This is a genomic window from Psychrobacillus sp. NPDC093180 (assembly GCF_044754065.1).
In the GTDB taxonomy this organism is placed as follows: Bacteria; Bacillota; Bacilli; order Bacillales_A; family Planococcaceae; genus Psychrobacillus.
This window is the reverse complement of sequence record NZ_JBIVOJ010000008.1, coordinates 146,240-162,326: the sequence shown is the minus strand read 5'-3', so window position 1 is coordinate 162,326 and position 16,087 is coordinate 146,240. Positions and strand designations below refer to the sequence as shown.

General features: G+C 39.9%; 9 protein-coding genes. 1 reads left to right on the top strand and 8 read right to left on the bottom strand.

Features of this window, described 5'->3' with window-relative positions:
- Nucleotides 1-16: 16 nt before the first annotated feature.
- From ACIP9W_RS13665 to ACIP9W_RS13655, 3 genes are read right to left on the bottom strand one after another with little or no spacing between them, the layout of a single operon-like run.
- A complete protein-coding gene (locus tag ACIP9W_RS13665; protein ID WP_400790296.1) occupies nt 17-1,348 on the bottom strand; it encodes an allantoinase in 1,332 nt (443 codons plus the stop codon).
- Between the two features lie 38 nt (nt 1,349-1,386).
- Nucleotides 1,387-2,745: an allantoinase AllB gene (gene allB, locus ACIP9W_RS13660; protein ID WP_400790294.1), complete on the bottom strand. Its 1,359-nt coding sequence runs from the start codon at nt 2,743-2,745 to the stop codon at nt 1,387-1,389.
- A gap of 54 nt (nt 2,746-2,799) precedes the next feature.
- The gene (locus ACIP9W_RS13655; protein WP_400790292.1) at nt 2,800-3,036 is read right to left on the bottom strand and encodes a Rossmann-fold NAD(P)-binding domain-containing protein; all 237 of its coding nucleotides are present in this window, start codon (nt 3,034-3,036) and stop codon (nt 2,800-2,802) included.
- 206 nt (nt 3,037-3,242) lie between these two features.
- On the opposite strand from ACIP9W_RS13655, the gene ACIP9W_RS13650 reads away from it, so the two are divergent.
- Nucleotides 3,243-4,109 carry an alpha/beta hydrolase gene (locus ACIP9W_RS13650; protein ID WP_400790289.1) on the top strand — a complete coding sequence of 289 codons (867 nt, stop codon included), beginning with the start codon at nt 3,243-3,245 and terminating at the stop codon, nt 4,107-4,109.
- A gap of 161 nt (nt 4,110-4,270) precedes the next feature.
- Here the strand turns inward: ACIP9W_RS13650 and ACIP9W_RS13645 are convergent, their stop codons facing one another.
- The 5 genes from ACIP9W_RS13645 to ACIP9W_RS13625 all read right to left on the bottom strand — a co-directional run bounded on the left by ACIP9W_RS13645 (nt 4,271) and on the right by ACIP9W_RS13625 (nt 15,386).
- Nucleotides 4,271-5,548 carry a pyridoxal-phosphate-dependent aminotransferase family protein gene (locus ACIP9W_RS13645; RefSeq protein ID WP_400790287.1) on the bottom strand — a complete coding sequence of 426 codons (1,278 nt, stop codon included), beginning with the start codon at nt 5,546-5,548 and terminating at the stop codon, nt 4,271-4,273.
- A 365-nt stretch (nt 5,549-5,913) separates the two neighbouring features.
- Nucleotides 5,914-7,452, bottom strand: coding sequence for a right-handed parallel beta-helix repeat-containing protein (locus ACIP9W_RS13640; RefSeq protein ID WP_400790285.1), 1,539 nt, complete (start codon nt 7,450-7,452; stop codon nt 5,914-5,916).
- Between the two features lie 128 nt (nt 7,453-7,580).
- Complete coding sequence (locus ACIP9W_RS13635; protein WP_400790283.1) at nt 7,581-10,391, bottom strand: beta-glucosidase family protein; 2,811 nt, start codon at nt 10,389-10,391, stop codon at nt 7,581-7,583.
- Between the two features lie 794 nt (nt 10,392-11,185).
- Complete coding sequence (locus ACIP9W_RS13630) at nt 11,186-12,709, bottom strand: hypothetical protein (RefSeq protein WP_400790281.1); 1,524 nt, start codon at nt 12,707-12,709, stop codon at nt 11,186-11,188.
- A 604-nt stretch (nt 12,710-13,313) separates the two neighbouring features.
- Nucleotides 13,314-15,386 (bottom strand): methyl-accepting chemotaxis protein, encoded by a 2,073-nt coding sequence (locus ACIP9W_RS13625; protein ID WP_400790279.1) that lies wholly within the window; start codon nt 15,384-15,386, stop codon nt 13,314-13,316.
- Between the last annotated feature and the right edge of the window lie 701 nt (nt 15,387-16,087).

Below are 16,087 nucleotides of genomic sequence, written 5' to 3'. Positions count from 1 at the left end.
TATTATACAAATTTTATTACGCTTTTGGAAAGTTGCCGTTTTCAAAAACTACCTCACCGTTTACAATAGTCTTCTTAACTTTCCCTTTAAATGTCATTCCCACATATGGCGAATGCTTATGACGATAGAACAAATCTTCGTTTTCTAATCTAAAGCTCTCCTCTAGATTAACAATCGCAAAATCCGCGTCATAACCAACTGCAATATCACCTTTATTGGTTAGACCAAAGATTTTCGCAGGATTGGTTCCCATTAACTCTACGATCTTTTCTAAAGGTAAGTTCCGCTTAGCATAGCCTTCTGTCAGCATAATATTAAATGTAGATTGTGCCCCAGAGATGCCTCCCCAGCCTTCGAAATAATTATCCGTAATCGTCTTCATGGAAGCAGGCGCTGGAGAATGGTCAGAGGAAATCACATCAATCTCCCCATTAGCAACCGCTACCCATAAATCCTCTAGCTCCTCTTCATCTCGCAAAGGAGGAGCGCATTTTGCCAAGCCTCCTTTTTCTTCTAAGTCTTTCACAGTTAATGATAAATAATGTCCACATGTTTCTACTGTCACATCTACGCCTCTACGTTTTGCTTCTTCGACAACTTGAACTACTTTTCTGCTGCTTGCATGGACGATATGGAGTTTACATCCCGTTGCTTCAGCATAAGATATAATTCTTCGCACAGCTTCTATCTCTGAAATAATTGGTCTTGATTCAACAAAGTCACGTGCAGATGTTTTTCCTTCTTGCAGCTTCTTTGTAGCCAGCTGTTCACAAATTACTGTACTTTCCGCATGAACACCAAGTAGTGAACCAATAGAGGCGATTTCCTCCATTCCTTTATAGAGCGTTTCATCGTCTGCATGATGGAAATCATTTATACCACTTGGCGACATAAATGCTTTAAAGGCAACGACACCATTGTCATAAAGCTCCTTTAAATTATCAATATTTTCCGGTACTAGCCCGCCCCAGTAATTCGGATTGATAACCGATTTTTCTTCGGAAAGCTTTCTTTTTAACTCTAAGTTTTCTTTGTTAATTGTTGGTGGCGTACTGTTTAGGGGCATATCACAATAGGACGTTACTCCGCCTGCAGCCAAGCTTTTACTGCCTGTTTCGACACCTTCCCATTCCGTTCTTCCAGGTTCATTGAAATGTACATGAGAATCTATAAGACCCGGGAATACATGAAGACCTTCTGCGTTTATTTCATTGGCACCCTTTGCACTAATTTCTTCATTTATCGCTACTTCGGCAATCTTGCCATCCTTAATCGCAATATCCCCTTTGGCAACTGACTCCGAGGTGACAATATGCCCGTTTCTTATGATTAAATCGTAATTTGTCATGATTATCGCTCCCTTTATTAAAAGTCCAAAAGACAATTTTACTTTACAGCAGACAATAGTTTTCCGATTGGTTCCCCTACTATTCCTTTTTGTAAATCGAAAACAACATTTCCGCGAACAATCGTTTTTGTTACACGACAGTCAATTTTTCTGCCCACATAGGCACTGTGTTTGTTTTTGTAATATAGTTCTTCTCTTTTCACAACATAGGATTGATTGGGATCTAATAAAATAATGTCTGCGTCTTTATAAATAGCTATTTCCCCTTTATAGGGCAAATTAAAACGTTTGGCAGGGTTAAATGCGATCAAATCGACAAACTTTTCTATTGCTAAACCACGTTGTTTTACAGCTAAATCAAACATTAAATCCACATTATTTTGAACGCCACTAATACCGCCCCATGCTTCAAAAATGTTCCCTTGCTTTAAATCTTCCGTACATGGTGAATGGTCAGAGGTTATCCAGTCAATGTTACCATTCAATAACTCGTCCCATAACTTCGCTTGGTCTTTTGCCTTTCGGATCGGCGGCTGGCATTTTGCTTCTGGACCAATTTCCGCTACTTGTTCAGCAGTCATAGCAAAATAATGAGGGCAAGATTCCAGCGTTACATCTAACCCTTCCGAACGTGCTCTAAATATTACTTGAACAGCTTCTGATGTACTAATGTGTACTAAGTGTAATTTACATCCTGTTTCTTTTGCAAACAAAACGGCACGCTGAACCGCATCCACTTCCGTGAAAATTGGTCGTGAATCAACATATTCGGCTGCAGAGGTTCGCCCTTCTCTAATCATTTCTGCCGTAAGCTTAGATGTAACTGATGGGTTTTCAGCATGGATACATAGAATCCCACCTAATTCTGCTATTTTTTGCATTCCCTTGTACATCGTATAATCATCGACATTCGTAAAATCTCCAGGAATATCACTTGTAATATCGGAAAGGAAGCATTTAAACGCCATAACACCTGCATCTGCTAATTCTTCTAGCTTATCTAGATTTTCGGGTACAAGTCCGCCGTAGAAGCCATAGTCAACATAGTTCTGATCGATCGCAGCATCCAGTTTAAGATCGAGCGCTTCTTTATTAATAGTTGCCGGTAATGCATTTAGTGGCATTTCTACATAGCTCGTCGTACCTCCAGCAGCCATCGCTTTTGATCCTGTTTCAAATCCTTCCCACTCAGTTCGACCAGGTTCACTAATATGAACGTGCGTGTCGACCATACCAGGCATCACATATTGCCCACTCGCATCAATAACTTCTTTTGTTTCATCTGTAATTTCTTCAGCTATACAAGAAATTTTTTCATTCTTCACTCCGATATCCACTTGGCGGACACCATCTCGAAAAACAACATTGCCATTTTTAATAATTAGATCATACGTCATTACAGTTCCTCCCTCGATTAGGACATTTCATCTTCTATTTTAATTGGACTTAAACTAAATTTGTTTCTCCCGATGTTTTGCGATAATTTTTAAGTTTGGAGCTAAATCGATAATATCTTTTGTAATAGGTGTTGATAATAAACTTAAGAGGACATCTTTATCATAAATAGGTTCTTTTAGTTCTTCTTCAGAAATTAATGTTTCACTCGGGTGCACCTCTACCTCATGCTTTTCTACTAGTAAGTCTAATCCCTTTTGCGGAATTTCTCCTGCAACTAAAATTTTGGCCATTCTAAAAAACACCTCTTTAAAATTTCGCAATATGTGAACCATCATTTCCTAACAATTAGTTATTCCCTAATACACTCTTTTTATAGATGGGGAAGCATCTAGCAAGTGTTTTTCAACGAGGATAATTTACTTTTATGATATAATTTCATATTGAATCATTAAATTGACTAACAAAAACTATTCTATAGAAAGTGTGTGTTACAACAATGAAAACAACTGTCGTTTATAAAAAAGAAGAACAATTTGAAATAAAAGCAGATTTTTATCCCGCTTCTATACAGTTTGCACCTGTCATTGTTTATATTCATGGTGGTGGTCTATTTTGGGGATCCAAAGAAGATATGAAAGAAGAACAAGTTGAATTTTATTTGCAGGCAGGATTTAATGTATTTTCAATCGATTATCGTCTTGCACCTGAAACAAAAGTTCCTGATATAGCAACAGATATTGCAGATGCACTTTCCTGGCTAAAAAATGAAGGGACAAAACAGTTTGACTATAACCCAGAAAAAATTGCGGTGATTGGCGGTTCAGCAGGTGGCTATCTTGCCCTTTTATCTGGAACGTTTGATATAAAACCACAAGCAATTGTCTCGTTCTATGGTTACGGTGATATTACTGCAGATTGGGCTCTAAAACCTAGCCCTCATTATAAAAAAATGACAGCTGTACCGAAAGAACTTGCCGACATGCTCGTATCCAATGAAGTGATTACCGTTGGACCGATCCAAAAACGTTATGCTATCTATATGTATGCAAGACAAAACGGCGATTGGATTAAAAAAATAAGCGACATGGACATAAATGAGCTTCGATCATTTTGTCCATTATTTACTTTAGATTCGGATTATCCACCAACCCTTTTATTACACGGAACAATAGATGAAGACGTTCCATACGAACAATCGGTATCCATGTCGGAAGCATTAACGAAAGCGGGAGTAGAAAACCAGTTGATCACTATTCCAAACGGCAAACATGTATTTGATGATGATTGGCAAAATGGGACTGTACAAAATGCATTTGATGAGGTTATTCAGTTTCTCAAAAAGCATCTTCAAAAAGACAATTGACCCAAAATCAGAGAGGATGCTCCACTCAATTAGGGCGGAGCATCCTCTTTCGTTGTTCACAAATTTCGAAAGCATAAAAAAATAACCACCTCTCTACTATGGAGAAGTGGTTATATCTTTACTAATCATTTGTAAATACCCTATTTATAAAATCCAGCTAATCACATGCTAGGAATGATTATTTTATCTGCTTCTACAGTTTTAAAGCCTGTCTTTTTGTATTCATCATATACGTTTAATGCAGCTTGTAAACTTTCGCCTCTATTAACATTAAAGCCTTTACGTATAAGCGTCCCTTCTAAGGCTGAAAGAACATGAAGAATATTTTTCTTACGGGAACTATATCCCATCGCTCCTATTCTCCAAATCTTACCGTGAAGAGGACCAAAAGAACTGGCAATTTCCACTTCAAAATCTTCCAACATCATAGCACGTACCTCTTCGCCATCAATCCCTACTGGTATTTCAATTGCAGTAACAACAGGCAGTTTGTGCTTTTCATCACCAAATATATCTAATCCCATCGCTTTAATACCCGCAACTAACGCCTGTTCATTTAACTTATGACGAGCAAATCGGTTTTCAAGTCCTTCTTCCAGAATAATACGAAGCCCTTCTCGAAGTGCATATTGCATACTTGTCGCTTCCGTGTGATGGTTAAGACGGACAGGACTCCAATAATCCTGAAGCTGTGCTAAATCAAAATAATTACTCATAATTCGATTATTCGAAAACTCGCTATGAGATGTTTTTAAGCCTAACTCAATACTTTTTCTTTTATTGATCACTTCTTCAACCCGTTTGTTATAAGTAACCGGGGCTAATCCAGATGGAACAGATAAACATTTTTGTGTACCGCCAATAACTGCATCAAGCTTAAGCTCATCCACTTTAAGGTCAACTCCACCTAAAGATGCTACAGCATCAACAACTAACAGAACATCTGCATTTCTGCAAGCTTCACCAATTTCTTTTAATGGCTGCATGCAGCTAGTTGAAGTTTCAGCATGAACAATGGCAACAATTTTTGGAGAAACTTCGTGAATTTTATTGATGACTACTTCAGGGTCAAAAACCTCTCCCCAAGGAACTTCCATTGTCGTAACCTCTGCTCCATAACGCTGGCAGATTTCAGTTAACAAATAACCAAATCGTCCGTATATTGGAACCAAAACCTTATCGCCAGGTTCAATCATACTGCACAGAACAGCTTCCAAACCTGCTCTGGAAGTTCCATCAACCGGGAAGGCCCATTGATTTTCTGTTTGAAATACAGCCCGAAGCATTTCCATTGTTTCATTCATAATATTCGTAAATGCAGGATCAAATTGTCCTAAAATCGGGGTAGCCATCGCCCTTAATACTCTTGGATCAACCTCTACTGGTCCAGGTGTCATTATCGTCCTAAGTGGTACATTTAAATCTGTGTACTTTACCATATATCTTAACTCCTATTGTGAATGTATTTTTATATCAAATGAATAATTATTAAAGAAAGTTTATTCAAACAATATGTTTGAAAAAAATAATAATTTGATTTTAACAGGGTGAAACGTTACAATCAAGGGTTTATTCAAAAAGTTAAATATAAAACGCTTTCAATTTTAATAGATATTTATACACAAGATATTATAAATATGCCCACAAATTAGTCCTTCCATTTCGTTTTCTTCAGCAAAATTGAATAAGGAACCAAAATATACCTATAAATTTTTTAAGAGCAGAAAGCAACATTAGGTGAAACCCAGCCCTCATTTAATGTGCAGACTGGGTTAATTATAGAAATTTGAATAAGAATTATCAGTTACTCAACATTCACACTATCGATACCATCGGCCACTCTTAGCTTAGCTCCATCAATCCCATTGAGGAGATTTTTCACCAAATGAAGTCTCTCCCCCGCATCAATCCTGATACCGTTAGCAACCTGTCGCATAACATTTGACTCGATCTTGATGTCTGAGGGGATTCCTTTTCCCCGTCCATCAGCACCGCGATCCTCAGCGAGTCGAATAGCCCAGAACCCTTCAGCACCTCCAGTAATGTGGTTACTGAGCAACTTCGTTCCCGGCCCATTGTGGACTTCTATGCCAACCTTTGAATTTTCCCCAGCGTTGACCCAGTTGTCCTCGATTAGAGTATCAGGAGTTCCTAGTATAACGAGGACTCCTTGACGATTTCCGATCAGGTTGTTGGAGTGCACCCAGTTTCCAGGCCCTGAGGCATCGTGTTTGTTCTTGTCTCCTCCTGAGTTACCCAGCGCGATGCCCGCCCGCTGACCTCCAACAATCGTGTTTCCGCGGACTTCGTTCAGGTATTCGCCTTCCCCGTGCAGGTCAATGGCATCAAGGTGACTGCCGACAATGGTGTTGTCTGCCACGAGATTGTTGTGTGTGGAAAACTGAAGCAGAATAGCGTGCCGCAGATGACTGCCCTCGAAGGTATTGCCGATGATCACATTGTGCCGGGAGTCGTTGGCGGCATCCGGGTCGTGTTGGTCCCTTGATCCCTCGATAGCTATGCCGTAGCCTTGTCCACCGGGACCGACGGCAGTTGCCTCACTGATGTAGTTTTCAGAGAGCGTCACCTCACGGCTGGCCTTGACCGAGATACCATGGCGCTCGAACCTACGAATGCTCAGGTTCTCCACCAGTATTTGAGAGCTAGCTTGCCCTTCCTTGGCTCCGAGATGAATCCCGTACATCGGACCGCCACCTGCATCGCCGTCGTCGGGGTCGTCTCCAAGAGGTCCCTCATGATGGGAGGTGATAGTGAAATCAGCGATGCGAACATCGTGAACGCCCGAGCCCCGGATCACTCGGCTATCCTCCTCTCCGTCGAGGGAGGTCAACAGGATGGTGTTCTCTTGACCCTCACCGCGTAGATCTACACCGCTACGCAACACGATGTTCGCAGACTCGTCGTCCGGGTCTGTGGATCGCAGGTCATACGTGCCGGCTGGTAGCAGGACTTCGTCACCGGGTTCAGCATTGTCCAAGGCCTCCCGAATGGCTGTTGCGTCGTCGGGTGAATCCGGTTTGGGATCTGCTCCAAAATCCGTAACATTAAGTCGCTTTCCCGTGACCGGACCTGGCGTCGCCACCTCAATCGGCTCACCAGACCGATCCACTAAGCCAGGGAGCTGCCAGTCGCCTTGCTCAGTCGGTCTATGTTTCACAACTTCTTCATTCTCTGAGGGCGCAGGTTCTACAGCTTCATCGCTCTCGATTGGCCCATTAGATTCCTCGACAGTGCAAGCAGTCAAGAAAAACACCAAGCCAAGGACCATCCACCATGTATACACCCGTCCTCGCTTGCTGTTTCGAACAAATTCTTTCATCATTTCTCACGTCCTTTCTGAACTCTTTTCGTCTCTCTCATTTCTAAAGAAGGCGACGAGAAAAGCGGTGAGCACAAGCGCTCACCGCTTTTGGGATGTTCTAACATCCCACATAGCGAGGGGATTATTTCTTAGAGTACCCCTTGCCATTGTTGTTGCCATTTTTGGTGCCATTTTTGTAGCCATTGGTGTAACCATTGATATAGCCATTGGTTGTGGCCATAGTTGTTGTCTTTATTGTTGTCTTTGTTGTTACCATTGTTGTTATCTTTGTTATCGCCATTGTTACCATTATTGTTGTCTTTGTTATCACCATTGTTACCATTGTTGTTGTCTTTGTTGTCGCCATTGTTACCATTGTTGTTGTCTTTGTTGTCGCCATTGTTACCATTGTTGTTGTCTTTGTTATCGCCATTGTTACCATTGTTGTCATCTTTGTTATCGCCATTGTTACCATTGTTATCGTCTTTGTTATCGCCATTGTTACCATTGTTGTCATCTTTGTTATCGCCATTGTTATCTTTGCCGTTATCTTTGTGAAGTTTGAAGTTCAACGGGATGTCTTTTTCCAATGGAGTGTCTGCAGAGGAACCACCAACATGTACGCGGTATTTTCCATCAACAGTAGCCCACTGGCCATCAGCCCAGTTCGCTAGGTTGTCCGGTTCCTTCGGAATGAAGTAAGAGAACGGGTGGTTGGAGTCTGCCTGATTAATTCGCACAGTCATGAGTTGACTCTCACCTGGTTCAAGGTCAACCTTCTCGAAGTTCACAAGACGTTTGGTTGGCTGTCCTGCCTCGTTCGGCAATGTCAGATAGACTTGTGAAGCTTCTTTGCCGGCAACGTCACCAGTGTTCTTGATTGTGAAGGATACGTCAATACCGGATAATGAGCCGTTATTGCCTTTGCCTTCATCATGGACCTCTTTCACCTTAAGATCACCATACTCGAAAGTCGTATAAGATAGACCGTATCCAAATGGGAAGACTGGCTTCACATCGTTGGCTTCATACCAGCGGTAGCCCATCTCTAGACCTTCCGTGTACTTGGCGATTAGCTGGTCAGAACCGTCACCGTATGCGCCTGGACCGCCTACCTTGCCAGTATCTTGACGTGTTCCAGGGAATTGCTCCTCTGTTGCAAACGCAGCTTCACGCTCAGTTGCACCGAATGTCATAGGCAACTTACCAGAAGGGTTAACTTTACCGTAAAGCAAGTTTGCAACAGCATTGCCATCCTCCATGCCTGGGAACCAAGCCTCAAGCACAGCAGGCACTTTATCCAACCACGGCATTATTACTGTACCGGATGTCTTCAAGACCACAGCTGTATTCTCTGCATTGGCCTCCAAGACTGCATCAATCAGCGGCTCCTGTTCCACCCAATCCTCTCGATCCTTATGTGTGTCAAGGTCGATAGCCGGGAATCCAAGTGTATCACGATCCACAGTCTCATGTGGGTTGTCTCCGACCATGAGCAATACGACGTCAGACTCAGCAGCCAGCTCAGCTGCAGCTTTTGGGTCGCGACCATCGTTGTATGTCACTTTAGTATCATAGCCTAATTCCTCGATAACGTTCTCTAGTCCTTCTTGCGGAGTGACCGTGTAAGGAGCATTTACGTTCTCATTATTGTCTCGAATGGAGCGTGGGGACATCTTTGCCTCACCGGCAAACCATTCAACACCGATTAGTGCAATAGACTTCGGTTCACCGTTAAGTGGTAAGAAGTCGTTATCATTCTTTAAAAGCACGGCGCCTTCCTCAGCCATCTTTCGTGCACTAGCACCATTAGCAATCGGATCGACTATCTCCGGTAAAAACTTGTCGTAAGGTTCATCCATGTGGCCGAATTCTATCATTTTGATGTAACGCGGACGAAGAAGATTGTCGATGTCCTCCTCTGTCACCTCACCTGAATCAAGGGCATCCTGGATTATCTCCTCTGTATAATACTGCGGTGCCCAGTCTAGCTCGACATTCATACCCGCCTTAATGGCAGCAACCGTGTCATGAATTGCACGACGGTCACTCATAACATATCCGTCAAAGCCCCAATTGTTCCGTAGTGCATCTTGAAGCAATTCAGAGCTGTCACAAGCATAAGTACCGTTAACATCCGGGAAAGAACACATCACTGAGGCTGGATCAGCATCCTTGACAGTCATTTCAAAAGGCAGCATATAAAGCTCGTTCATGGCCTGTGAAGGAACTTGGACACCCATCGTCCATCTCTCCGTTTCTTGCTCGTTGCCGGCCAAATGCTTAAGCTGTGCCTGAACACCTTGCCCCTGGATGCCTTTGACTTGCTCGGTAGCCAGTATACCCGTCAAGTATGGATCCTCACTGAAGTATTCATAGTTACGACCACCGTACGGGTGACGTATTAAGTTCATGCCCGGTCCGAGCAACGCGTGATGAGCGAAGGCACGTGTCTCTTCGCCGAGAATTCGACCTGCCTCATAGTTCAGCTCGCGGTCGAAAGTCGCAGCCAGAGCCGGGGTAGATGGTAGTCCCGTTGCCTCTGGGTCATTACCACATGATCCACCTTTTACTCCCGTACCACCATTAGTCATACGGACAGTGGGAATTCCTAATTCGTCAATCCCATGAATCTGACGGCCGGTGTCCTGCCACTCACAACCAGGCAAGGTACCCTCGGGTGCGAATTCGCCGTTCTGATACTTACTAGTACCACCCTTGTTGATCACAATCGTCTCTCCGGTATCGTTCTCATTGAAGCGCGAAATGGCGATTTGTTGGATTTTCTGTTCCATCGTCATCTCATCGAGAAGCAGCTCAGTGCGCTCCTCAGCAGACAGCTTGGTGTTCATCCAAGGGTTATTCCCTTCCGATTCTCCATTCATTGCATTAGCAGGATTTACTAACGAAGACATAGAAATCGTTGCTGTTAAAATAATTGCACTAATTCGTTTTATCATCCTAAATTCTCCCTTACAATCTACTCTCTAATTATTATCTTCCGAATAATTATTATTTCAACTTACTCTCTCTCCCTTGCTATCTATTCCGTGTATCAGTATAGAGAAAAACTATTACACTAGCATGAACGACAAATTACAGATTGATAACAAAAAACACTATATTAGTAACACTTCTAAAGTCCTTAAAATGCTATTCAAGCACAAAAACAAGCATTGATTCGTTAAATAAGTGATTACAATGAATCGAAATAATCATTATTATAAATATAATAAAAATTAGATAAAAGAACTCCTATTTACGAAATATGTATCGCTTCGAAAGATAATTGGAAATCTCATGGAAGGAGACATATGAATATCGTCCCTTAATTACATAGACTTCTGGTAAGAGGCTTTATAAATGAACCAGTAGAAGTAGTAGAAGCTTTATGGTTAAATGAGGGATTGGCAATAATATAATGGGCATCTTTTCACAACTCTTTTCTAGAAGGTTCTGTTAGCATTCGAACTAATCGTAGACGGACCGGGCACTCCAACGATCAATTCACTAAGAATATTCATCTCCAATTAAATAAGTAATGAAAAAGAAGCATCTCAAAAGTTTATACAACTGATGAGATGCCTCTAGATTATCCTAAATGTTGTTTCATTAATTCAGCAATTCACTTTTGCTATACATGCACCCTTTCAATATCAAAAAGAGGGAAATGAATATTCTCCTTTATTCATCCCCCTCCTTTTTTATTCAATTCGAATTCATTGGACTGCGATCAATTATGCTAGAGTCACTCTTATTTTAAGAAGTTCATAAAGTTAGCAAATGAAGCTACTAGGTCTTGATAGTACACTACCATTTTATCCTTCAAAGAGATTTGTTCGGATTCTTTTTCTACTTCATTTTGACTCACTTGTTCTGTTTCAGTAGCTAAATTTTCTTCTTCGTTTACTGCTTGCACTGGATTTTCCACTGATTCTACAGTTTCTTGCTCTTGAGTTTCTACCTCAGAAGCTTGCTCTTCATTTTCTACATTTACTGGTTTTTCTAGATTAACGCCAGCATCATTTGTTAGGTCTGTGTTTTCGATATCAACAGAGATGTCTTGAGATGCATCTGCCTCAATAGTTGATGTATCTGTTTCATCTGCATCGGACACTACATCAATAGCTTCCACGTTTTCAGATTCTTCACTTGTTTGAGCTAATTTTTGTTCAATAAGAGTTTGATAGTATCCAATAACACTGTGATAGCCATCACCGATAAATTGATAAGCTTTATCTACCCATGCACTAGAATCATCTACTTGGTCTTCTTCAGCATTGGGAGCTGCCGGTTCTTCTGTGGCTTCGTCTTCTACTGCTTCTGTTTTATCTACTTCTTGACCTTCTTCAGCTTTCGGTGCTTCTTTTTCTTCTGCTGATTCATCTTCTACTGCTTCTGTTTCTTCTGCTTCTTGACCTTCTTCAGCTGTTGGTGCTTCGGCTTCTTCTGCTGTTTCATCTTCTACCGCTTCTGTTTCATCCGCTTCTTGGCCATCTTCAGCAGTTGGTGCTTCGGCTTCTTCTGCTGTTTCATCTTCTACCGCTTCTATTTCATCTGCTTCTTGGCCTTCTTCAGCTGCCGGTGCTTCGGCTTCTACCGCTTCTGTTTCATCTGCTTCTTGACCTTCTTCAGCTGTTGGTGCTTCGGCTTCTTCTGCTGATTCATCTTCTACCGCTTCTATTTCATCCGCTTCTTGGCCTTCTTCAGCAGTTGGTACTTCTTGTTTTTCTGCTGATTCATCTTCTACTGCTTCTGTTTCATCTGCTTCTTGGCCATCTTCAGCTGTTGGTGCTTCGGCTTCTTCTGCTGATTCATCTTCTATCGCTTCTATTTCATCCGCTTCTTGGCCATCTTCAGCTGTTGGTGCTTCGGCTTCTTCTACTGCTTCTGTTTCATCTGCTTCTTGGCCTTCTTCAGCTGCCGGTGCTTCGGCTTCTTCCGCCGTTGTATCATCATTTGTATCATCTATATTGTCTTTATTATCTGGATTATCATTAGTTGTTTCGGAATCAACTCGAGCTAGCTTGCTAACTAATTCACCTTTTTCAGGAGACCCTGATAGACTTTTCGCTAATGCAGATACTTCTTGACCATGATTTTTCACATGTTCAATAACTTCTGGATTAACTTCTTTTGTATCAAGCTCTGCTGCAGAAATAGGAGCACCAGCTGCTAAAAAAGTTGCTGCCATCATAGATGTTGACATCACCAGTGGCGCTACTTTCTTCGATAAATTTTTATTAGCTTTCTTCGATTCCATTTGTTTTTTATTCATTACTTGATCTCTCCTAATTCGTATTTTTTCTACTGATAGGATGGATTTTTCATAAATTCCGTTATCTATCGTTTCACCTCTTCTTATTCTGAGCAACGGTATTACTCAAATTTTCCGGCAGCACCATCATCTGCCTGCATTGAATATACCAAAGCATTGTTACCATTTTGTGTTCCTCGGATTAAAAAAAATGTCGCTTCCATTACTTATTTATAGAATTTTGCAATATATGAAATAATATATATCACTTAAATAACGGTATTCTACAGAATTTAATTATGCTCTCTTATTTGTACTCTCTAATATCTCAGGGTTTTCCCACACTATATAATTTAATAAAAATTGTCCATTTCAACTTTACAAATAAAACTAGAGAGTAAAAATTATCAAAACAATATAACAATTATTAATGACTATTTATATTCAATACGCTAGTGGATTCTCTATAATTTTTGATAATAAGGACATTTTATTTTCCTTATTTCTCTCAAAACTGCTCCATTGCTATTGTATGGACAGCAAATTAAAAAACAGACACAATATTTTTTGTGTCTGTTTCATTAATTAAGTATCGTTATTATTCAGTAATATTTGTAGCATTTGTTTATAATTTAAAATGTCTTACTAAATCATTTAGTTCTTCAGCTAATTTTGCTAGTTGACCCGATCCTCCGGCCACTTCTTCCATAATGCTGCTTATTTGCTGGGAAGATGCAGATGTTTGTTCAACACCAGCTGCAGATTCTTCCGAAACAGAAGCAATTTCTTCTATTGCTCCATTCATCTCCTGTGCATTTGCTGCAATTTCACTTAAGTTTTCAGCAATAGTTGTAATACTATTAACCATCTCTGTTACAGCTTCACTAATTCCACGGAAAGTCTCGCCAGTGGATTCCACCTGTGCTTTTCCTTTTTCTACTTCTTCATATCCACCTTGTAGCGATTCCGATACAAGACCAGATTCTTTTTGAATATTGCCTACTATATCTGTTATATTCGTTACAGAATCAGATACTTGTTCAGCAAGTTTTCTTACTTCATCCGCTACTACTGCAAATCCTTTTCCATGTTCTCCAGCCCTTGCAGCTTCAATTGCAGCATTTAGAGCTAGAAGATTCGTTTGATTAGAAACGTCCTTAATCACGGTTACTAAATTCGAAATTTCTTGTGATTGCTTGTCCAGCCCTTGAACCTTCTGAACTGAGTCTCGGACTATTTTATCTATTTTGTCCATCTGAGCAATTGAATTCTTCATTAACTCAGATCCATCTTTCGTCATGTTTATAACTACTTTTGAATTCGTTTCAATACGATAACTATTTTCATTTGCTTCTTGAACTTTTTCTGCAAAACTATTCATACCAAATGATAAATCACTCGCACTATTGGCTTGCGTTTCAGAACCAGACGCTAATTCTTGCATAGTAATTGCCACTTGTTCTGCACCCATTTTCACTTCGTTTGCTGATTGAGTCAATTCTTCACTTTGACTACTTACTGTTTCAGAAACGGTATTGATTTGACTTACTATAGATCGCAAGTTCTGATTCAATTGATTTGTAGATGTTACTAATTGGCCTATTTCATCTTTAGATTTTGATTGTATCTCTTCCTGATTTAAATTACCTGCAGCTAGTTGCTCCATTACATTAGTAACCAGTGGAATTCCTCTTAACATACCTTTTAATAGGAAGAATACTAAGACAATAAGAATGAAACAAGCAATACCAAAATATAAACTCATCATCAATGTAAAAGTTTTAAGACTACTCAATGCTTCCTCTTGTGGTATAGATGTACCAACTGACCAATCAGTTGTTGGAACTGGGGAATAACCGATATATTCTAAGCTATCATTTACTTGCGTTAATTCTAGTCCCTTTTCACCTTTCACCATTTTCTGACCGACATTCCCTATTTCACCGGAAAGTGATTGAAGTTTTTGTTCCAGTATTAACTCGCTATTTGGATGATATAAGATAGTCCCATCGTTGGAAAGTAAAAATGAATATCCGTTTTCTCCCATCTTATAAGATTGCATTAATTGGGGTAATTCATCTAAAAATAAGTCTATCGCAATGATACCAACCGTGTTATTACCTTCCTTAATTGGTTTCATAGCACTTAAAATCATTTTTCCAAATACTTCATCCATATACGGCTCCGTAAAATATACATCCTCTTCCTCTACGGCTTTTTCATACCAAGGCCTGCTTTTTATATCGAAGCTTGGATCTGATACAACATTATTACTTCCTACTAGAAAATTAGATTTATTACTAGCAATCCATGCCATTGCAACAGCATCATCTGTTTTAACAATCTCATCAAGTGATTTTAAAACTCCATCGTAATATGCATTGGTCGTGGCTTCATCTCTTGAGCCAGCTGTATTCAAGTATTTTAATATCTCCTGGTTTGTTGCAATTTGCCTTACTATCGTTCCTTTATCAGCAAACATATTATTTACTTGATCCGCAATTGCCTCGCTTTTCGTCGATACGTTTTCTTCTACACTTTGCACCAATATGGATTTCGTATAGGAGTTAATCAGAAACCCTGTAATTGAAAATACAATGATGATAGCTATAAATAGCACAAAAGCCACTTTTGTTGAAATACTATTTTTTATCCAAGAAAACAAGTTTAACTTCTTTCTATTATCTTTCTTTACCATTAATATATTCCTTCCTATCTATACAGTCTACAACCTTAAACTCATACTTTGCTTTCCAAATGCTTAACACATCATAACTATACTTTTGAAATTCATCTATAACTTTTTTGACGCGCCGTTACTGTTTTCCCCTTTCCTCTAATCAAGAGATACTTAGTAAAATCACCTGGTGCTTCGTTATCTTTGTGGAAAGATTATTAATCCCCATGTTTTTGTTGGAATTAAGAATGCAGGATCTCCCATATACCTTGAATAAGCGAATTCTTGTCACCATGAAATGAGAATACTCCGTTGGGTACAGTTTCATTCATTTCTTCGGATAATCTCGGTTGTATGAATCGATTCGAAGGACAGTGATTTTTATCTTTAGGTAAGACTCCTTCAATAAATAAATTTATGCTTATAGTAAATCTTCCTTATAAATTATAATTGATTTCACGAGTCTTAAGTAACGATAAATAGTAGTTCTTTATAACTAAATTTTAATAATACTTAAAAGAAATATATCGAAAATATCATTTTACACTTAATTAAAAAGAAAATTGTTTAAATTCTTATAATTAATGACAGGTTTTTTTCATAGTTTTTTGCAACCCGTGCAAAAAATTTCGTAAATCTTGAAGCTAGAGTCTTGACTTGCCGTTAAAACGAGATAAAAATTCACTTGCATAGAGTCGCATGTCAGTCCTGTTTATTGGTAT